This window comes from Bombiscardovia apis (genome assembly GCF_033095945.1).
GTDB lineage: Bacteria > Actinomycetota > Actinomycetes > Actinomycetales > Bifidobacteriaceae > Bombiscardovia > Bombiscardovia apis.
Genome location: NZ_AP026800.1, coordinates 139,945 through 160,007, shown reverse-complemented (window position 1 = coordinate 160,007; position 20,063 = coordinate 139,945). Strand labels below are relative to the sequence as shown.

Below are 20,063 nucleotides of genomic sequence, written 5' to 3'. Positions count from 1 at the left end.
TCGGAAACTATTTTCTCATGATAGGCTAGCAGTTGTTGCCAAAGCTGTCAACAGCCCTTTTTCGAACAGCTATTAGCGCAATGCGAACATACTGGTACTCGCACATAGTCCAGAGCCGCCAGCCGTCGGCAAAGCCGTCGTCCACGCTAGTATAGAGAGGGGGGGACTGGCGCGCATATCAGAAAGAACAACCGTCCTATGAACATTAGAGAAATTGCCGAGCTTGCCGGCGTCTCTACCTCAACCGTATCGAAAATCGTCAATCACAAGGACGATTCTATTGCCGATGCCACCCGCGAGCGCGTCTTAAAAGTGGTTAAGCAATACCACTACCGCCCCTACGCTTCCGCCAAAACAGAGCAGCGCAGCTGGCGAATCGGCGTGCTTTTGCGTGATTCCGTTTCCATGGACACCACCATCGACGGCATCATCCAAACCGCTCAAAAGCGCGGATACACGGCGCTGACCTACAACAGCTTCAAAAGCGCTAAGCAGGAGAATCTCAACATCCAGGCAGCCCTCGCCCAGCATGTCGACGGCCTTATTTGGGAACCGGTCAGCGGCAAAAGTCTCAAATCAAACTCCAGCAGCCCCAGCATCGATATTCCCGAGCTCACCATCGGCCCCTTAGGCGACGACGAATTCACCATGCTCCCCTACGAACAAGCCGCATACAGCCTCGCAGAAGAACTCATCAAACGGCAACACAGCAAGATCGCCTGTCTGCTCAGCCCCGGAAGGCGCACCCAGAGCTTCCTCAACGGCTTCAGGCGCTGCCTCTTCGAGCACAATCTTGAACTCAACGACGACATGATTTTTTACGAGATTAACGACCGGCTCATGGCAGCTGTGAGCGAACACCGTATCACCGGAGTTGTTTCTTCTCACTACCAGCACGCCCTTGAGCTCCTACAATTTGCTTCCCGTCTACACTACCGGGTGCCGCAAGATTTTTCCATACTGAGCGTTCGCAACGATACCAGTGAAATCCTGCGCTTCCCCGGCTCCAGCGAAGTGTCGTCTTACACCATGCGTAACGCCGACTTCGGTGCTTACTTGTGCACCCGTATGATTAACGCCATTGAACATGGCCGCAAGGAAGCGCCCGGTTTTAGCCAGAGTTTCCACTTGGGCAACGAGCGCACCATTGCTGGCCCCTTCAATCAAGAACGGCGCAATATTGTTGTCGTAGGCAGTGCCAATCTCGACACTTATTTCGTGGCCCCCACCCTGCCCAGACCTGGCACAATAGTAGATTCTCAGAGCTTGCTCTCCATCCCTGGCGGCAAAGGCGTTAATCAGGCTGTGGGCGTAGCCAAGCTTGGCCAGCCAGTCTCACTCATCGCCAATGTGGGCGCAGACAGTGCAGCGGACCAAATTTATCACTCACTCACCGACAACGGCGTCAACACCGACGGCGTGCAGCGTAAGGCCTACAGCGAGACTGGCAAAGCCTATATTTTCGTGGACGACACCGGCGAGTCCATGACCACGCGCGTAGCCGGAGCCAACGCCCTACTCAATCCCAACGACGTAAGTAGCATGGACAAGCTCTTCGACCATGCAGCTTACTGTCTTATCCAAACGGTAGTGCCCCTACCCGCCATCGAGGAGGCCTGCCGGGTTGCACATGCCCACGGCGCACAAACCATCGTAAAGCCCTTCTTCTGTGCCGAATTACCAGACAATATCTTGAGCCAGTGTGACATCCTTGTACCCAACCGCAAGGAACTCGCGGCTCTTTGCCCCAAGCCCGCCAGCCAAGACGACAAAGCTAAGGAGCTGCTGGCCAGGGGCGTTGGCACAGTTATAGTCACCACTGGCGAAGAGGGCTGCGTGCTCTACCAAAACAGCAAGCGACAGCCCTTCCCCACTACTCGGGCAAAAGTCGTAGATGACACCGGTGCCAGCGATGCTTTCATCAGCGCGCTAGCTTCTTACTTATTATACGGACGATCGCTCGGTGAATCCATCAAAATGGCCAATCGCGCAGCGACTTACTCCCTATCCCGAGAAGGTGTATTGCCATCTTTGGCTGAGCGTCATCAAATAGAGAAAAGTACCGAACTCTAATCCAAGCCCCACAGCACTAACGATTTTGACTGCGGCAGCGATTCAGCATTACCGCCCGGCAGCTCCGCCAAGGCTTCGGCGCGCATCTGAGTCTGATGCCTCCAGAGCCGTGCCCGGCGGGAGCGCTCAACTTCAATAACTTCACCATTAGCTCCGGCTGCGAAAATGTTGGCTCCCGCGGGCTCACGCATACGACGAAGTTGCCGGCGCAGTTGTCGGTTTTCTTCGGCGAGCGCCAGAATTCTAGTCACACCAGCTAGGTTAATGGACTCATCTTGGCTCAAATGCTGAGCTTGGCACAGGCGGTCGAGATCTCGCAAAGCATAGCGGCGAGCCCCACCACCGGTACGCTTGGGTACAATCAGTCCCAAACGGTCGTATTGACGAAGGGTCTGCGGGTGAATATCTGCCAGCTGGGCCACCTGCCCCACGCTAAAAACTGGCAGGTTGATATCAATACCCCGCTCGTCAATCTGATCTAAGCTCGCTCCGCCCTCAACCAAAGCCCGAGCGCATGCTAAATACGTCTTACGAATCTGCATATCTACTGCTGCCATACTCTCACCTCCCAGCACTTGTGCCAGCCCCCCCCCAAGGGGCGAGCGGTTGCCGTATATACAAGTCGGGAGTAGGGCCTTAAGCGGCTTCCTACTCCCGGACCCTTATTCAGATTTTCATTCGTTCATCTGCTACTTGGCTCCCGAAGTCTGCACTAGCCTTCGCAAACTCCTTCATAGCATGCTTAGCAGAGAGGCTGAGTTTGTGGGGCATGCGGATGGAGAGCGAAGCTACTAGATCGCCTGCGCCCCGCCTGTCCTGCACTCCCAGCCCACTCAAGCGCACCTCGTCGCCAGTAGATGAGCCTGCCGGTACCTTAACGGTCACCAGCTCGCCATCCATATCGCGCGCCTGCACCTTAGCGCCCAAGGCAGCCTCCGAAGCGGTGACCGGCAGCGTCATCACTATGTCTTTGTCTCGCATAGTGAAGCGACTACTGGGTTCCACAGCAATCTTCAAATACAAATCACCGTTGGCGCCACCGTTGACTCCGGCATGCCCTTTGCCAGCCAATCGAATCTTTTGGCCGTCTTTGACTCCTGCCGGAATGTGGGTCTTGAACTTGCTGCCGCCTGCGCTCAAGGAAACCGTAGCTCCCTTGACTGCCTGCCGGAAGGTCAGCTTGACGCTAGACGTCCGGTCAGCGCCCTTAGCTGGTCTGGGCGGCTCGGCATAGTCGCTGTAGCCGGCACCGCCAAAGTTTCCAGCACCGGCAGCACCACCACCGAAAGCCGAAAAGAGATCAGAAAGATCTGGTCCTCCCCCGCTATTGGAGAAGCGAATCCTGCTTCCACCAGAGTTGCCAGCACCGCCGCCAAACATCGAGCCGAAGATGTCCTCAGCTGAGAACCCTCCTGCTGAGCCAGCAGAACCGCCCGCAAAGCGCGCACCCCCCATGCCAAACTGGCGGATAGCGTCGTACTTCTTGCGTTCATCCTTATTGTTCAACACATCGTAGGCTTCGGAAATGTCCTTGAACTTCTCTTCAGCTTCCTTTGTCTTGTTCAAATCTGGATGATACTGGCGGGCGAGCTTGCGGTAAGCCTTGGTTATGTCCGCATCGCTGGCATCTTTGGAGACACCGAGGACTTTGTAGAAGTCCTTATTGAGCCATTCATTCTCAGCCATCTATGTCTCCTTTCTTCATCGTCTTGTTGTATTAGTTACTTGATTCAGATGCCTGTCGATGCTGCTACTGCTCCTGAGGAGAAGCCACTACGACTCGGGCGGCACGAATAACGCGATCCCCAATCTTGTAGCCGGCTTCTACAACGGTATCGACCGTCTCTTTGCTGGCTTCTGAATCGGGCTTATGCAAGATGGCCTCATGCTTAGTGGGGTCGAACTCTTCGCCTTTTTCGCCAAACTTCTCCACGCCAAACTTCTCGAAGGTCTTGTCAATCTTGGAAGCCACGGCTTGGAAGGAGTCGTTGAGCCCATCGTGCTCGCGAATGCGATCAATGTCGTCAAGTGCGGGCAGGAGGGCCGTCAATACGTCGATAATGCCGTGCTGACGGAAGGTTTCTTGCTCCTTGGCTGTGCGGTTGCGGTAGTTGACAAACTGTGCGCGCTCTCGCTGGAGAGCGTCCAAGTAGTCTGCCGCTTCCTTCTTGGCCTGTCCCAATGGTGTCAAGCTTTCCTCTTGTCCGTCTGCCTGCTGTTCACCTTCAGCAGCCTTGGCAGTCTGACTCTGGTCACCTTGCTCCTGGCCCTGAGCTGATTGCCGGGCTTGACTCGTCTGGTTGTCAGCCTTGGCATGCTCGCCGGAATCACTACTTCCGGCGGACGCCGGGTCGCCCTTGAGCGACTCGGCGTCCGACATGCCATTCAAATAATCGTCCTTATTGAAGGCAGGCATATCACTCGCCATCCTTCTTCTCATCGTCGTCCACGACTTCGGCATCTACCACGTCGTCGTCAGACGAGCTCGGAGCAGAGTCAGCGCCAGCAGCACCCGCAGCATCTGCACCCTGCTGAGCGTAGAGGGCCTCGCCAATCTTCTGAGCGGAAGTCATCAGCTCGCTCTGAGCAGACTTAATCTTCTCCATGTCGTCGCCCTTGAGAGCTTCCTTCAGGTCGTTAACCTTGTCGGTTACTTCCTTAGCAACATCCTCAGAAATCTTGTCTTTGTTGTCAGAGACCAGCTTCTCGGTTTGGTAAGCTGCGGCTTCAGCGCTGTTGCGCACATCTGCCTCTTCGCGCTTCTGCTTGTCTTCAGCCTCGTGTGCCTGAGCTTCCTTAACCATCTTGTCGATCTCATCTTGAGGCAGTGCGGAACCGCCCGTGATGGTCATCGACTGCTCCTTGCCAGTGCCCTTGTCCTTAGCGGATACGTGCACAATGCCGTTAGCATCGATGTCGAAGGTGACCTCAATCTGGGGCACACCGCGAGGAGCCGGAGCAATACCGGTCAGCTCGAAAGTGCCCAAAGGCTTGTTGTCGCGGGCGAACTCACGCTCACCTTGGTAGACCTGAATCAATACGGAAGGCTGGTTGTCTTCAGCTGTGGAGAAGACTTCAGAGCGCTTAGTGGGAATGGCTGTGTTGCGGTCAATGAGCTTAGTCATGATGCCGCCCTTGGTCTCAATGCCCAGCGAAAGCGGGGTCACATCAATCAGGAGCACATCCTTACGGTCGCCCTTAATCACGCCAGACTGCACAGCAGCACCAACAGCCACAACCTCATCGGGGTTCACGGTCTGGTTGGCTTCCTTACCGCCAGTCAGCTCCTTCACCAGTTCCTTGACGGCCGGCATACGTGTGGATCCACCAACCAGTACGACGTGGTCGATATCTTGCACTGAAATACCAGCGTCAGAGAGCACGTTGTTGAAGGGAGTACGGCAGCGACCCAGCAGGTCAGAGCTCATGTCTTCAAAACGAGCGCGGGTCAAAGTCTCGTCCAAGTGCACAGGAGTACCGTCAGGGGTCATAGCCAAATACTGCATGGAGATGCTGGTCGAAGTGGAGGAGGAAAGCTCCTTCTTGGCCTGCTCAGCGGCTTCCTTCAGGCGCTGCAGAGCAATCTTGTCCTTCGACAAATCAACGCCATACTTGTTTTTAACTTCGCCGACCAGCCAGTCGATAATCTTCTGATCCCAGTCGTCGCCGCCCAGCTTGTTGTCTCCGTTGGTAGCCTGCACCTGAATGGTCGAGAAGCCGTCGTCGTCCTTGCCAATTTCGAGCAGGGAAACGTCGAACGTACCGCCGCCCAAATCGAAGACCAAGATGCGCTCGTCTTCCTTGCCCTTTTCCAAACCGTAAGCCAAAGCAGCTGCGGTGGGCTCGTTGATAATACGAAGCACGTTCAAACCAGCAATTTTGCCGGCGTCCTTAGTGGCCTGGCGCTGAGCATCGTTGAAATAGGCAGGGCAGGTAATGACAGCATCGGTAACTGGCTCGCCCAGGTATGCCTCTGCATCCCTCTTGAGCTTCATCAAAATCTGAGCGGAAATCTCCTGAGGAGTCCACTTCTTGCCATCAATATCAACCGTCCAATCAGTGCCAATATGGCGCTTGACCGAGCTAATAGTGCGGTCCACGTTAGTAACGGCCTGACGCTTGGCAACTTCGCCCACGAGAATCTCGCCGGACTTGCTGAACGCCACCACTGAGGGCGTAGTGCGAGCGCCTTCTGCGTTGACGATAACGGTGGGCTCGCCACCTTCAAGTGTTGCAATGCAGGAATTCGTAGTTCCTAAATCAATGCCTACTGCACGTGACATATCTTGCCTCCTGGCTTATGCGCGTCACACCTTAAGAGCAACGCTTATTTATACGCTTACTGCTCGCATTTGCCGCGGCCACGATTCCTGTATTCAAGTCCTCGTATCGACCGCTCTAAAACTTGAGCCTACATCACTCAACTTCGTAAGGCAACTTTTTATTCCCACAGTCAACAAGTTTTTTGATTTTTTGAGAAAGGCAAGGAAATACCCCAATTAGGTACGCTAATGCCAGCATCAGCGTACCTCTATAACCGCATACGGCATGTGCGCGAGCCTGTCTGCACTTCCTCGTGTACCACGCACGCATATCTCTACTGACTTCAGCGATTCCACGCCTTCAAGACGTTATCACCATGATAGCGGGAAAGCACTGCATAGTGGGCCGTATCTAAGCGAAAACGCTGGGCTTGAGCCGCATCCAGCCCCATCCACTGCGTAGTCACTATGCGTAAAATATGGGCATGAGCCACAAACAACACCCGGTGCCCAGCCTCAACCATAGGCTGCGCGTAACGCACTAACCCCATAGCTCGCTCGGCCACTTCTTGTAAAGATTCGCCACTATTGCCTGGCACTACAACGCTCCCACCCTCCGGCAACGGGGCTTGCCAGACGCCACCCAAGCTCTCGTCGATTGACTGCGGGCCATCACTCCATAAATCCCAGCCCCAGCCCAGCATTTGCGCCACCTGGGTAGGCCTGCGCCCCTCGGCCCGGCCATAATCCCACTCAACCAAATCGTTGAACGTCCGCACGCCGGGAAAACCCGCTAAAGCAGCCGTCTCTTGAGCCCTGCTCAGTGGACTAGCAAACATATAGCCTTCGTCAAAACCTTGAGGAAACTCGGCTGCCAAACGCTCGCCCGCTGCCCGAGCTTGCTCCCGCCCGTCGCTCACCAGCGGCAAGTCCGTGCGCCCAGTATATTGACCCGACCTACTCCACTGCGTCTCGCCGTGCCGTAAGAGAACTAAACAGCCTCGTTGTTCAGCCTCTTCGCCCGACAAATCTCCTGTATGTTCCATGGGTTTACCATAACATTGGCCCAAGTCGTCGGCAGCCGAACTCTTGCATGGGGACTGTGCCATAATAGGGGTATGAGCCAAGCGGATGGAAGCCAGTTAAACGCTACTGCCGACAAGGCGGTAGCCCAGTTCCAAGCTATAGATGAGAAGGTCAATGCCATGCGGACACAAGTGAGGATGGATCCCGACTCACTGGGAGACAAGCTGCTCAAGTTTGCCATTCCTAGCTTGGCAGGTTTAGTCTTCGGCAGAATTTTTAAGTCTGTTTGGGATAAAAATGTGAGCAGGAGCCGGGGCGGTATTGAGGGCAACGATAGCGGCGAGCAGCAAGAAGGATTCATCGCCAGCATCGTGTTTGCGGGCCTGTCTGCGGCATTCGCAGCCGTAGTCTCTCAGGTCTCTAACAAGGGCTCACAGGCCCTAGTAGACCGCCTCCACAGCCGCAAATAAGGTCATTTTCGCCCTTACACAGTTGCGAGCGCAATTAAATGTAAGCAATATCGCATACTAAAATGCTTAATTGACCACATTTGACTTGTATTTTTCTCTCTTGCGTAGTCACAATAGATGCATGACAGATTCCACTATTGCATCGCCGGATCTTCCGGACAACATCTCGGCCGAACAAGAGGTACCTAACAGCACTATTCAAACACTGCTTGAGCGCCGCACTATCCGTGCCTTCGACAGCACGCCTATTCCTCCAAAGACGGTGGAATTGCTAGAGTTGACGGCCCAACACGCAGCCACCAGCCGCTATTTCAACGAGTGGTCCGCCATCCGCGTGAGCGACCCAGAGCTCTTGGCTACTATCGCCAAGGAATCCCACCAGCCCTACATCGCTCAGGCTCCCCTGCTCTACATTTTCCTAGCTGACCAGAGACGTAATGCTGACCTTATCGCCGCCGAGGCACCCGAGGTGAGCACGGAAGACGAGGGCTTCATCTTAAACACCAGCTATGCCTTCTTGCAGGCGCAAAACGACGCCGTTTTGGCTTTGCACGCCATGGAGACGGCAGCCAATTCTCTCGGACTCGGTTGCGTCATTTTAGGCTCAGTCATCAACGACCCCGATACGCTCATTGACTTGCTTCAGCTACCTAAGCTGGTCTACCCCGTCTTGGGGCTAGCCATCGGCAAGCCTGCGCAAGCGCCCGATCCCAAGCCTCGTATGCCTCAGCGCGCACAGATTTTCACCAACAGCTACCAGCGGGCCAGCCAAGACGAAATTCGCCAAGCTCTCGACGAGTTCGACCAGAGAGTACTCAAGTATTACCACGACATACGCCACGTGGATGCACCCCGCAAGACCTTCAGCCAAATCATGGCAGACAAGGCGCTGAGTATCAAAGACAACCACTCACCGATGGCACCCTCAATTGAGCGCCAAGGCTTCGATTTGAGCAAATAACAAGATTTTTACAGCTTTGGGGCGCTCTCATATTGCATGCGAGCGCCCCAAAGTTCTTATGAGATACGGCTGAGTTTTCTTACCACCCACAGCATGGTTCCAAGCTGGAGAACCACAAGTTTACTTGCGTCGAGGTTTAAACCCACGTTTGCGCGAGCGCGGCTTAGCTGGGCCCCGGCTCACCGTTGGCAAATATCCTTCAGGATCATGGCTGGTTAAGTGCCAAGAGCCGCAGTATTGACAACGATAAACCCACAGCTGGGCCCCACGCTCAATCAAACTAAGATCGGCCGCGCGCTGGGCTGCCAGCTTGTCGTGGTACATAATCTTAGACGTGGAAGCGCAGCGTTTGGGCTCAAAATAGTGCATACTACTAACGCTCCCTCCCGGCTTGGCTTGCCCTTCTAGTGTATGTCAAACCGAGACAGCAGGAGGCCAACTGACGCTTAGGGAAGGTCGTTGCCGGCAGCGGTATAGAGGTCATACCACTCTTGAGCACTGAGATTCACGTCGCCGCTCGCAGCCATCTGACCAATGCGCTCAGGAGTCATTGATCCCAGCAGCACCTGGAAGCCGGCAGGATGTCGCAGAATCCATGCCACAGCAATAGCGCTCGGCTCCACCCCATACTTACTTGCAAGCTGCCCCAACTTGGCATTGAGCGCGGGGAACTTGGGATTGTCGAGGAATACTCCTTCAAAGAAGCCATATTGGAAGGGGCTCCAAGCTTGGATGCTCATCTTCCGATCGGGTCGCAATTTCTGACATAAACCACCCCTGAAGACAACGAATAGCGGCCACTCACATGCTTGCTTAGCAGTGAGTGGCCGCTATTTTCAGCCTATCGAGCAATCACTTCTTACTTTGATACCGGATTTGCTTGGAAACAATAGTGCACCAAGCGTGGGCACTACACTGTCTGTGCTTGGCTGCTTATTAGCTGGTATGTCAAGCCGTGTGAGTGAGATTACTGAAAGGCTACATATATGTGGAGAGGTCCTACCAAACGTGTTGTCTGATAGGACCTCTCCTTAACGTGTGATGCGGCGGTGTGCTACTCTCCCACACCCTTCCGAGTGCAGTACCATTGCCGTGCTGGGCCTTAGCTTCCGGGTTCGGAATGGAACCGGGCGTTTCCCCCAGGCTATGACCACCGCAAATCTTTAATTATAACCAATAACCACTGGCCACTGGGTGCTGGTAAGAGAACCGGCTAGTAGACGCAAAGTATGACAACTTTTCACTATTTCATGACTGCCCGCAGAACGACCTTGATACTCATATCAACCAGTATCATCTGATAGAAATAATGCTCTTACTGAACCACACCCAAACAAGAGCGTGGGATTGTGATTACCCTCAGCCATTAGTGCCGGTCAGCTTCACCCCTTACAGAGCTTCCACATCCGGTCTATCAACCACGTGTTCTACATGGGGCCTCACACACGTCAAAGCGTGTACGGAATCCTTATCTTGGAGGGGGCTTCCCGCTTAGATGCTTTCAGCGGTTATCCCATCCGAACGTAGCTAACCGGCCGTGCCACTGGCGTGACAACCGGCATACCAGAGGTTCGTCCACCCAGGTCCTCTCGTACTATGGGCAGGTCTCCTCAAGATTCCAACGAGCGCAGAGGATAGAGACCAAACTGTCTCACGACGTTCTGAACCCAGCTCGCGTGCCGCTTTAATCGGCGAACAGCCGAACCCTTGGGACCTGCTCCAGCCCCAGGATGCGACGAGCCGACATCGAGGTGCCAAACCATCCCGTCGATATGGACTCTTGGGAATGATCAGCCTGTTATCCCCGGGGTACCTTTTATCCGTTGAGCGATGCCGCGTCCGTACGCCGGCACCGGATCACTATCTCCGACTTTCGTCCCTGCTCGAGCCGTCACTCTCACAGTCAAGCTCCCTTATACGATTACACTCGTAACCCGATTGCCAACCGGGCTGAGGGAACCATTGAGCGCCTCCGTTACTCTTTAGGAGGCAACCGCCCCAGTTAAACTACCCGCCAGGCACTGTCCCTGACTAGGATAACTAGTCGAGGTTAGAAGCCAGACAACAACAGAACGGTATTTCACATTGCAACTCCACACAAGCTAGCGCCCATGCTTCACAGTCTCCCGTCTATCCTACACAGTCGTTGCCTAACACCAATACCAAGGTATAGTAAAGGTCCCGGGGTCTTTTCGTCCTTCTGCGCTTAACGAGCATCTTTACTCGTACTGCAATTTCGCCGAGTTCCTGGTCGAGACAGTGGGGAAGTCGTTACGCCATTCGTGCAGGTCGGAACTTACCCGACAAGGAATTTCGCTACCTTAGGATGGTTATAGTTACCACCGCCGTTTACCGGGGCTTAAATTCACCGCTTCACACCCGAAGATGTTAACGGATCCTCTTAACCTTCCGGCACCGGGCAGGCGTCAGTGCATATACAGCGGCTTACGCCTTCGCATGCACCTGTGTTTTTGGTAAACAGTCGCTACCCCCTGGCTTGTGCCACCCCCAAAAGCTCCACATGCAAGATGCTTCACCCCCAAGGGTCTCCCTTATGCCGAAGGCACGGGAGCAATTTGCCGAGTTCCTTGACCAGGATTAACTCGATCGCTTTAGTATACTCTACTTGACCACCTGTGTCGGTTTAGGGTACGGGCGGTATACACACTCACGTTGAAGGTTTTCTCGACAACAAGACACACCGGATATCGCAACATTACGCTGCCCATCATCACGCCTCACGTACAAGCCAGACGGATTTACCTATCTGACACGCCACACGCTTAACCACGGATAACCACCACCGCAGTCCGGCTCTCTCATTGTGTCACTCCCACGCTGCCATCCCCACATCCACCAAGAACCACAACAATAAACAACAATCCGAAAACCATTGCCACCATCATGAAGACTCAGCTTCCATAGTTCAAGCTTGACGCATGCATGCCGGTACGAGAATATCAACTCGTTCATCCATTCGACTACGCCTGTCGGCCTCGCCTTAGGACCCGACTCACCCAGGGACGACGAACGTTGCCCTGGAACCCTTAGTCATTCAGCGGACGGGATTCTAACCCGCCTTTCGCTACTCATGTCTGCATTCTCACTTCCACACAGTCCACAACAGGTTTACACCGCTGCTTCACCCCGTGCAGAACGCTCTCCTACCCAACAACCAAACGGCTGTTGCCGCGTCTTCGGTGGTGTGCTTAAGCCCCGCTACATTGTCGGCGCGGAGCCACTAGACCAGTGAGCTGTTACGCACTCTTTCAAGGATGGCTGCTTCTGAGCCAACCTCCTGGCTGTCTATGCGACTCCACATCCTTTCCCACTTAGCACACACTTAGGGACCTTAAACGACGATCTGGGCTGTCTCCCTTTCGACGACGGAGCTTATCCCCCGCCGACTCACTGCCACGATACACTTCACAGGTATTCGGAGTTCAGCTGCCCTCGGTACCCCACAAGGGCCCTCAGGCATCTGGTAGCTCTACCCCCTGGAAACAATTAACATGACGCTGCACCAAAATGCATTTCGGAGAGAACCAGCTATCACGGAATTTGATTGGCCTTTCACCCCTAACCCCAAGTCATCCCCTCAGTTTTCAACCTAAGTGGGTTCGGTCCTCCACGCGGCCTTACCCGCGCTTCAACCTGCTCAGGGCTAGATCATCCCGCTTCGGGTCCAGAACACGCAACTCAAACGCCATATTTCAGACTCGCTTTCGCTACGACTCCCCCACACGGGTTAGTCTCGCCACGCATCACTGACTCGCAGACTCATTTTTCGATAGGCACGCCATCACCCCCAAAAGAGGCTCTGACGGATTGTAAGCACACGGTTTCAGAAACTATTTCACTCCCCTCCCGGGGTACTTTTCACCTTTCCCTCACGGTACTCGTTCACTATCGGTCAAACAGGCATATTCAGGCTTACCCAACGGTCTGGGCAGATTCACACGAGATTCCACGAGTCCCGCGCTACTCGGGAATAACTATCAGTAGACCATATGCAACCAACTACGGGGCCATCACCCTCTCCGGCCAGGTATTCAATCCTGTTCATCTCACACACGGTTTTATCACTACTGCTAGAAGCGTCGGCCCCTAGACAAGTCATCCCACAACACCAACATCGCAACCCCCGACGGGTATCACACAACACTGGTTTAGCCATCCTCCGCTTTCGCTCGCCACTACTCACGGAATATCTTTTCCTGCAGGTACTGAGATGTTTCACTTCCCTGCGTACCCCCCGCACAACGGCGGTACCAGCCCATAACAGCTGGTGGGTTTCCCCATTCGGACATCCTCGGATCAAAGCTCTGTCGGCAGCTCCCCGAGGCTTAACGCAGCCCCACACGTCCTTCATCGGTCCTGTCTGCCAAGGCATCCACCATGCGCCCTTACCAGTAACCACAACACCAATCACCAATAACAACACACAACCTATCAGACTACAATCAACACAACAATCAAGATCACTACAAGCAATCAACCAGACTCCATTAAACAGAGCCCGGCGAAAAAAATCATACAACAAACAAACAATAAATGTTCGCTTGCTCGCGTCCACTATCCAGTTCTCAAACCACCACCACACCACAACCAACCACAACACCAAACAGTGAAACAGTCAATCATGAGCAGAAACCCGACCACCAAAACAGCAGTCCGGGAACCCAACAGCATGCCCATACCACACAGCTTCTTATCTTTCCGCATCAGTACACCCACACCCAACCACCAAACAGTGACCGTTGTGAGCACGACCCCAACCAAACAGGAAGAGGAATTTAAAATCTCCGTAGAAAGGAGGTGATCCAGCCGCACCTTCCGGTACGGCTACCTTGTTACGACTTAGTCCCAATCACGAGTCTCACCTTAGACGGCTCCCCCCAGAAAACTGGTTAGGCCACCGGCTTCGGGTGCTACCCACTTTCATGACTTGACGGGCGGTGTGTACAAGGCCCGGGAACGCATTCACCGCGGCGTTGCTGATCCGCGATTACTAGCGACTCCGCCTTCATGGAGCCGAGTTGCAGGCTCCAATCCGAACTGAGACCGGTTTTAAGAGATCCGCTTCATATCACTATGTCGCATCTCGCTGTACCGGCCATTGTAGCATGCGTGAAGCCCTGGACGTAAGGGGCATGATGATCTGACGTCATCCCCACCTTCCTCCGGGTTAACCCCGGCGGTCTCTCGTGAGTTCCCGGCATAACCCGCTGGCAACACGAGACAAGGGTTGCGCTCGTTGCGGGACTTAACCCAACATCTCACGACACGAGCTGACGACGACCATGCACCACCTGTGAACCTGCCCCGAAGGGAAACCACATCTCTGCAGCAATCAGGAACATGTCAAGCCCAGGTAAGGTTCTTCGCGTTGCATCGAATTAATCCGCATGCTCCGCCGCTTGTGCGGGCCCCCGTCAATTTCTTTGAGTTTTAACCTTGCGGCCGTACTCCCCAGGCGGGATGCTTAACGCGTTAGCTCCGACACAGAACCCGCGGAACGGGCCCCACATCCAGCATCCACCGTTTACGGCGTGGACTACCAGGGTATCTAATCCTGTTCGCTCCCCACGCTTTCGCTCCTCAGCGTCAGTAACAGCCCAGAGACCTGCCTTCGCCATTGGTGTTCTTCCCGATATCTACACATTCCACCGTTACACCGGGAATTCCAGTCTCCCCTACTGCACTCTAGCCTGCCCGTACCCGGCGCCAATCCACCGTTAAGCAGTGGACTTTCACACCAGACGCGACAAACCGCCTACGAGCTCTTTACGCCCAATAAATCCGGATAACGCTTGCGCCCTACGTATTACCGCGGCTGCTGGCACGTAGTTAGCCGGCGCTTATTCAACAAGTACACTCACTCTCGCTTGCTCCTTGCTAAAAGCGGTTTACAACCCGAAGGCCGTCATCCCGCACGCGGCGTCGCTGCATCAGGCTTTCGCCCATTGTGCAATATTCCCCACTGCTGCCTCCCGTAGGAGTCTGGGCCGTATCTCAGTCCCAATGTGGCCGGTCACCCTCTCAGGCCGGCTACCCGTCGAAGCCTTGGTAGGCCATCACCCCACCAACAAGCTGATAGGACGCGACCCCATCTCATACCAGTAAACCCTTTCCCAACTCTCCATGCGAAAAGTTGGAACATTCGGCATTACCACCCGTTTCCAGGAGCTATTCCAAAGTATGAGGCAGGTTAGTCACGCATTACTCACCCGTTCGCCACTCTCACCAAACAGCAAGCTGCTTGGATCCCGTTCGACTTGCATGTGTTAAGCACGCCGCCAGCGTTCATCCTGAGCCAGAATCAAACCCTCCACAAAAAAATGTAAAAGGCCAATCTAATGACTCTTCTATAAAACTGACAAGAACCAACCCCCAAAAAGGAGATTGGCCCCACAAATAAACCCGACACCAATTAAACACTCTCATGTACCTACAAACGTAGGCCAGCGTCAGACTGACAATAAAAAACTATAAAAAGTAGTACAAACACACTATTGAGTTCTCAAACCACAGTCACATAAGCACTTGAACTTACCAATTTGAAGCGGAAGTTGCAGTGCCAAGCGGCAAGAGATAAACTTACCCAAAAGGGAGCGGAAACGCAAATCGGCCCCCGGGAAAGTAGATAAAGTCCAGTAATAACAAAGCCTTAGCGGCGTGTCGTTACAACGGTGTCATTTGCCTCGGAATAGCAGCAATACGGCCAAGATGAGTCAAAAGAATAAGTGAGAAGCTTTTCCTCCGGGCGTTTCGTGGCTGCGGTGAGGTGGTAAGACAGGAATATGAGCACACATATAGCAGTACTAACTGGAGCGGGCATCTCAACTTCGGCAGGCATACCTGACTTTCGAGGACCAGATGGAGTGTGGACCAAACACCCAGACCAGATGCAGGTTTATGACATTGAAGCTTTTTTGCATAGTAAGGCAGCGCGCGAATACTCCTGGCGTTGGCAGAAGGAATCTCCGGTGTGGAAGGCGCAGCCCGGAATCGCTCACAAGGCCCTAGCAAAGCTGGAGGAAGCGGGAATGCTGAGCCTGCTAGCAACGCAGAACTTTGATGCCTTGCACGAGAAGGCAGGAAATTCTCCGGATGTTATCGTGAATTTGCACGGAACAATAGGGAGTTCGCACTGCATGACTTGTGCAGCCCCCTACCGGACGAGCGACATAATGGACCAGCTCGACCAAGTGAGCGATCCACATTGCCGGCGCAAACTTCACTACCAGGGAGATTTGCCTTGCAACGGGCTAATCAAAACTGACGTGGTCTACTTTGGCGAGGCACTGCCCGAGGGAGCTATGGAGAAAAGTCTGCGATTGTCCACGCAAGCAGACCAGTTGTGGGTGATTGGTTCGACTTTGGAAGTGTTCCCCGCCGCATCGATTGTGCCGGCGGCTGCCCAAGCGGGAGTGCCCATCACCATTATGAATATGGGACGCACGCGATACGACCGGCTGGCCAAGCGGCTTATCCGCGAACCGATTCAAGATGCGCTACCCAAGCTCGTTGAGGAAACAATCGCAAGCGAGCAGGCAGCCTAAGCAGAGGCGATAACTCATAGCTGGCGCCAAAAGAGGCTGGCAGCAAAACACCCCCGGCTCGGTGAAAACACTCAACCGAACCGGGGGGCTTTGGGGGATAGCTGCGAACGATTCAGTTACTCCTCAGTGGGAAGGGTAGAAGTGCCAGCGGCCAAATCGCGCAGCAGCAATTGAACTGCCGAGGGGCCTGTCATGCGCACGCGAGCCTTGGTATCTCCGGGGCCAATCTTGATTGACCACGAATTTTGCGGAATAACTGAGAACATGGTTTCGTCGGTGGCATCGTCGCCCACAGCCAGTGTGAAATCGTACTTGCCACTTTCAATGAGCGGCTGGACGGCCTGACCCTTACTCGTGGCAACCGGGCAGACCTCTAAAACCTTGGAATTGCGCATGACCATCAGACCCTTGCCAGATACAACTTGGTGAAGGTGGGAGGCCAAGCGCTCATCTTCGCAGGCTGCCAACTTGGGGTCGCTCATACGATAATGCCAGGCCAAAGCGTCGGACTTGACCTCTACGAAAGACTGGGGAACGCGCTTAACTGCTTCATCCATGATGGGGCGAATCTGCGGTTGCCACACTGCTGGATCAGGCAAAGCATCGTTGCGCTGCCAACTGCGCTCGTCTTCAGCAGCGATGGCGCTACTTGTCGAAGTGGCGGGGCTGGTCGGTAGCGGTTTATACCAAGCGCCGTGTTCTGCGATAAGACCGATGGGCAGATCGGAGAACCACTCGTCCATCGTTTCGTGGCTACGACCGGATACTAGGAAGAGGTCGACGCCGGGCTGGGAGCCAATATCTCGCAGCATCTGACGCAAAGCTTTGGTGGGTTGCGCGCGTTCAGGATTGCGCACCAGCGGGGTGAGTGTGCCATCGTAATCGCACAAAATCAAGCGGCGCTTGGCTTGCTCCCATTGGGAAACCATCTGATTCCTGGTCTCCATGCGGATACGCTTTGAAGTCATACCGGCAGTGGTGACCTGGCGCAAGGTGTCCAAAAAATCGAGGCACCAGTTTTGGGCAGTGCGCACTTTGAGGCGGGCCTGCATACGCATATTGCCAGCGCGGGTCTTGCTGGGGCTGATTTCCAGAGCATCGTGCAAGGCCTCGCAGACCATGTCGATGTCGTAGGGGTTAACAATGAAAGCGTCGGTGAGCTCGCCGGCAGCACCGGCCATGTTAGAGAGCACGAGAGCGCCTTCTCGACCGTCGTGACAGGCCAAATACTCCTTGGCTACCAGATTCATGCCATCTCTAAGCGGGGTGACTAGGGCCACATCGCCGGCCGCATAGATGCCGCAGACTGGCTTGATGGAGAGGGAACGTGTGATGTAGTGGATTGGGGTCCAGGCCAAAAGCGAGTAGCGACCGTTGATTTTGCCCACTAATTCGTCGACTTGCGACTTGAGCTTACGGTATGACTCAACGTCTTCACGCGAGGGAGTTGCCAGCAGGTAATAGGTAACGTGACCCGTCCATTCCGGATATTTTTCGAGCATGCGTCCGAAGGCTTCCAGGCGCTCGGGCAGGCCCTTGGTGTAATCTAGGCGGTCTACGGAGACGATAATCTTGTTGTCTCGCTGGCCAACAGAAGATGCCGCCGAACTGGCCAGCATGAGCTCCGGCACCTCTTCTTGATTATGGTGACTCCACCAAGAACCATCACGGGAAGCAGCTTCGGCAGCAGCATTGCCCTCAGCTGTGACGGAAGAACGGTAATGACTGCGATTCTTGCCAGCAGCAGTTTCAATCCCCCGACGCATGGCCTTGGCCAAACTCGAGCGAGAAGTACGGGCGTAGAGGTTGTAGTCGATGCCAATAGGAAAGGCGTCTACAGCTGCGCGATGACCATCTGGAAGATCAACAACCGAGTCATCGCCCACCGAAAATTCAGGGGCAAGTCGGCGGATACAGGCCAAGAAGCTCGTAACAAAGTCCGTAGTATGGAAACCCACTAAGTCGGCACCGAGGACACCTTCCAATACTTCATGACTCCAAGGCAACGAACGGAAAATCTCCACGCTCGGGAATGGCACATGGAGGAACCAGCCGATGGAGGCGCTGGGGAACCGCTCGCGTAGCATCTTGGGCAGGAGCATAAGATGGTAGTCCTGAATCCAGATAGTGTCGCCCTTGGAGAGCAGCGGCTCAATGACTTGAGCAAACTTCTTGTTGACCTTGCGGTACATCTCCCAATCACTGGGGTTGAAGCTGGCCTCGTGGGAAAAATCGTGGAAGAGCGGCCAGAGCGCATCGTTAGAAAAGCCAGCATAATAGCCGTCAAGCTCGTCTTGGCTAAGGAAAATGGGAACGCAGCGACGCTCTTGGTAGGCCTGCTTAATGCCTTCCAAATCCTCGCTCGAATACTGATCGGGATCGATGCCTGACCAGCCAATCCACAAACAGTCGCGGTGAGACTTATGGTATGGGCCAATAGCAGTGGCTAGACCGCCGACATTTTGACGCAGGGAATAGGAACCGTCGGCAGCAGTGTCGAGGGAAACAGGCAGACGGTTGGAAACGATAATCAAACGTGACACAAGACCTCTCCTTTGCCGGCTATCTTGCGTCTGATACGGCACAGGCTGGTCGGCCCTTCTTGCGAGCGCAGCCCAAGCCCCTCACAACAACGAGGGCGAACACCCGCATCTGCTTTCCATGCTACAAGCAGACTGACGTGTTCGCCCTCAGAAGGTATAACTTGCATTTATCCCTAAGCCACGGTAGGAATCTTTTGCTCCTTGGCCTCTTCTCGGTGAATCTGGAAAGCCAGCTCAGCCAGATGAACGCCCTGAACCACGAACTCGTGGGTGCGGCAAACGTAATCGTTGTCGCGACCCAGCTGAGCGATGTAACCGTTGATATAGTCCACTTCTGTAGGGCGGCCTGCAGTCAGATCCTGATACATAGAGGGATAGTGCAGGGGGTTGGAAACGCGGCTGGAATACTCGATAGCGTCAATCTCTTCTTGGCGGGAGCGGGTCATCTGATAACCAGCGCGCTCGCAGGCATCGTAGGCTTCGTTGACCAGCTGAGTGACCATCTTCATGGCACCGGGGAAGGAGATGAACTGGCCCATGCGAATCTGATACATGGTGCATAAGGTATTCGCTACCGAATTGAAAATAATCTTGGCCAAGCAAGTGCCGTGGAAATTCTGGGTAATAGTGGGGTTGAAACCGGCGGTTTGGAAGTCGGCTGCGAGAGCCTTCTCCACCTCGGTAATCTCCTCGGTCATGGCACACATCTCCATAGAGCCTGCGCCGGCCTTGCCCATGAAATCAACGTCTCCCGGACCATTGAGCACTGTAGCAACCAAAGCGGTACCGCCGTAAATGCGGTCTTGGGAGAAGTACTGGCTCAGCTTTTCAAAATGGCCCCAGCCGTTCATAGCAGAGAAGACGACTTGGTGGTCCTTAAAGAGCGGGGCACAACGCTTGAGCATATCTTCCAGCTGCATTTGCTTCATGAAAACCATCCACACGTCTGGATCGCCCTCATACTCTTCAGGAGTGTAAATATTGATGGGAACTAAATGACGGTTGGCATGGTCGCGAGACACATAGACGCCACCCTGGCTGCGCACAGCATCAATGTTGGGCTGCCAAGTATCGATGTAGTCAACCTCTACGCCTGCCAGCTCTTGCAGCAGAACTCCGTACCGATACCCCATAGCGCCAGCGCCGATCATCGTATACTTCAT

General features: G+C 54.4%; 13 protein-coding genes and 3 rRNA genes. 4 read left to right on the top strand and 12 right to left on the bottom strand.

Features of this window, described 5'->3' with window-relative positions; genetic code table 11:
* The first annotated feature begins 198 nt into the window (after window positions 1–198).
* Window positions 199–2,073 (top strand): PfkB family carbohydrate kinase, encoded by a 1,875-nt coding sequence (locus R8377_RS00560; protein WP_317643027.1) that lies wholly within the window; start codon window positions 199–201, stop codon window positions 2,071–2,073.
* Here the strand turns inward: R8377_RS00560 and R8377_RS00555 are convergent.
* The 5 genes from R8377_RS00555 to R8377_RS00535 form a co-directional block, all read right to left on the bottom strand.
* Window positions 2,070–2,630, bottom strand: a complete 561-nt coding sequence (locus R8377_RS00555) for a heat shock protein transcriptional repressor HspR (RefSeq protein WP_317643026.1) — start codon at window positions 2,628–2,630, stop codon at window positions 2,070–2,072. The two genes, R8377_RS00560 and R8377_RS00555, sit on opposite strands and share 4 nt — an antisense overlap.
* A 109-nt stretch (window positions 2,631–2,739) precedes the next feature.
* Window positions 2,740–3,759: a DnaJ C-terminal domain-containing protein gene (locus R8377_RS00550; protein ID WP_317643025.1), complete on the bottom strand. Its 1,020-nt coding sequence runs from the start codon at window positions 3,757–3,759 to the stop codon at window positions 2,740–2,742.
* Window positions 3,760–3,823: 64 nt separating this feature from the next.
* Window positions 3,824–4,489, bottom strand: coding sequence for a nucleotide exchange factor GrpE (gene grpE / locus R8377_RS00545; RefSeq protein ID WP_317643024.1), 666 nt, complete (start codon window positions 4,487–4,489; stop codon window positions 3,824–3,826).
* Window position 4,490: 1 nt separating this feature from the next.
* Window positions 4,491–6,356: a molecular chaperone DnaK gene (gene dnaK, locus R8377_RS00540; RefSeq protein ID WP_317643023.1), complete on the bottom strand. Its 1,866-nt coding sequence runs from the start codon at window positions 6,354–6,356 to the stop codon at window positions 4,491–4,493.
* 323 nt (window positions 6,357–6,679) lie between these two features.
* A complete protein-coding gene (locus R8377_RS00535) occupies window positions 6,680–7,381 on the bottom strand; it encodes a histidine phosphatase family protein (RefSeq protein WP_317643022.1) in 702 nt (233 codons plus the stop codon).
* A 72-nt stretch (window positions 7,382–7,453) separates the two neighbouring features.
* Between R8377_RS00535 and R8377_RS00530 the strand changes: the two genes are divergently transcribed.
* Together R8377_RS00530 and R8377_RS00525 are read left to right on the top strand one after the other, a co-directional pair.
* The gene (locus R8377_RS00530) at window positions 7,454–7,831 is read left to right on the top strand and encodes a DUF4235 domain-containing protein (RefSeq protein ID WP_317643021.1); all 378 of its coding nucleotides are present in this window, start codon (window positions 7,454–7,456) and stop codon (window positions 7,829–7,831) included.
* Window positions 7,832–7,952: 121 nt separating this feature from the next.
* On the top strand, window positions 7,953–8,792 hold the full coding sequence (locus tag R8377_RS00525) for a nitroreductase family protein (protein WP_317643020.1): 840 nt from the start codon (window positions 7,953–7,955) through the stop codon (window positions 8,790–8,792).
* Between the two features lie 120 nt (window positions 8,793–8,912).
* On the opposite strand, the gene R8377_RS00520 is transcribed toward R8377_RS00525, so the two are convergent.
* The 5 genes from R8377_RS00520 to R8377_RS00500 all read right to left on the bottom strand — a co-directional run bounded on the left by R8377_RS00520 (window position 8,913) and on the right by R8377_RS00500 (window position 15,130).
* Entirely contained in the window at window positions 8,913–9,161 is a 249-nt protein-coding gene (locus R8377_RS00520; protein ID WP_317643019.1) for a hypothetical protein, read from the bottom strand.
* Between the two features lie 77 nt (window positions 9,162–9,238).
* Window positions 9,239–9,532, bottom strand: a complete 294-nt coding sequence (locus tag R8377_RS00515) for an aldo/keto reductase (protein WP_317643018.1) — start codon at window positions 9,530–9,532, stop codon at window positions 9,239–9,241.
* Window positions 9,533–9,833: 301 nt separating this feature from the next.
* Window positions 9,834–9,950, bottom strand: a 5S ribosomal RNA gene (gene rrf / locus R8377_RS00510).
* A gap of 189 nt (window positions 9,951–10,139) precedes the next feature.
* Window positions 10,140–13,212: ribosomal RNA gene (locus tag R8377_RS00505) — 23S ribosomal RNA — on the bottom strand.
* Between the two features lie 391 nt (window positions 13,213–13,603).
* Window positions 13,604–15,130: ribosomal RNA gene (locus R8377_RS00500) — 16S ribosomal RNA — on the bottom strand.
* Together the 16S, 23S and 5S rRNA genes form the textbook arrangement of a ribosomal RNA operon.
* Window positions 15,131–15,595: 465 nt before the next feature.
* Here R8377_RS00500 and R8377_RS00495 point away from each other — a divergent pair.
* Entirely contained in the window at window positions 15,596–16,357 is a 762-nt protein-coding gene (locus R8377_RS00495; protein ID WP_317643017.1) for an SIR2 family NAD-dependent protein deacylase, read from the top strand.
* Between the two features lie 116 nt (window positions 16,358–16,473).
* On the opposite strand, the gene otsB is transcribed toward R8377_RS00495, so the two are convergent.
* Together otsB and R8377_RS00485 are read right to left on the bottom strand one after the other, a co-directional pair.
* Window positions 16,474–18,900: a trehalose-phosphatase gene (gene otsB / locus R8377_RS00490; RefSeq protein WP_317643016.1), complete on the bottom strand. Its 2,427-nt coding sequence runs from the start codon at window positions 18,898–18,900 to the stop codon at window positions 16,474–16,476.
* Between the two features lie 173 nt (window positions 18,901–19,073).
* The gene (locus tag R8377_RS00485) at window positions 19,074–20,063 is read right to left on the bottom strand and encodes a ketopantoate reductase family protein (RefSeq protein ID WP_317643015.1); all 990 of its coding nucleotides are present in this window, start codon (window positions 20,061–20,063) and stop codon (window positions 19,074–19,076) included.

What these genes read in the sequence shown, in the direction of transcription:
- R8377_RS00525 (WP_317643020.1), top strand. Translation starts at nt 7,953, where the DNA reads ATGACAGATTCCACTATTGCATCGCCGGATCTTCCGGACAACATCTCG.
- R8377_RS00515 (WP_317643018.1), bottom strand. Translation starts at nt 9,532, where the DNA reads ATGAGCATCCAAGCTTGGAGCCCCTTCCAATATGGCTTCTTTGAAGGA.
- grpE (WP_317643024.1), bottom strand. Translation starts at nt 4,489, where the DNA reads ATGCCTGCCTTCAATAAGGACGATTATTTGAATGGCATGTCGGACGCC.
- R8377_RS00530 (WP_317643021.1), top strand. Translation starts at nt 7,454, where the DNA reads ATGAGCCAAGCGGATGGAAGCCAGTTAAACGCTACTGCCGACAAGGCG.
- R8377_RS00560 (WP_317643027.1), top strand. Translation starts at nt 199, where the DNA reads ATGAACATTAGAGAAATTGCCGAGCTTGCCGGCGTCTCTACCTCAACC.
- R8377_RS00550 (WP_317643025.1), bottom strand. Translation starts at nt 3,759, where the DNA reads ATGGCTGAGAATGAATGGCTCAATAAGGACTTCTACAAAGTCCTCGGT.
- R8377_RS00520 (WP_317643019.1), bottom strand. Translation starts at nt 9,161, where the DNA reads ATGCACTATTTTGAGCCCAAACGCTGCGCTTCCACGTCTAAGATTATG.
- R8377_RS00535 (WP_317643022.1), bottom strand. Translation starts at nt 7,381, where the DNA reads ATGGAACATACAGGAGATTTGTCGGGCGAAGAGGCTGAACAACGAGGC.
- R8377_RS00555 (WP_317643026.1), bottom strand. Translation starts at nt 2,630, where the DNA reads ATGGCAGCAGTAGATATGCAGATTCGTAAGACGTATTTAGCATGCGCT.
- R8377_RS00495 (WP_317643017.1), top strand. Translation starts at nt 15,596, where the DNA reads ATGAGCACACATATAGCAGTACTAACTGGAGCGGGCATCTCAACTTCG.
- R8377_RS00485 (WP_317643015.1), bottom strand. Translation starts at nt 20,063, where the DNA reads ATGAAGTATACGATGATCGGCGCTGGCGCTATGGGGTATCGGTACGGA.
- dnaK (WP_317643023.1), bottom strand. Translation starts at nt 6,356, where the DNA reads ATGTCACGTGCAGTAGGCATTGATTTAGGAACTACGAATTCCTGCATT.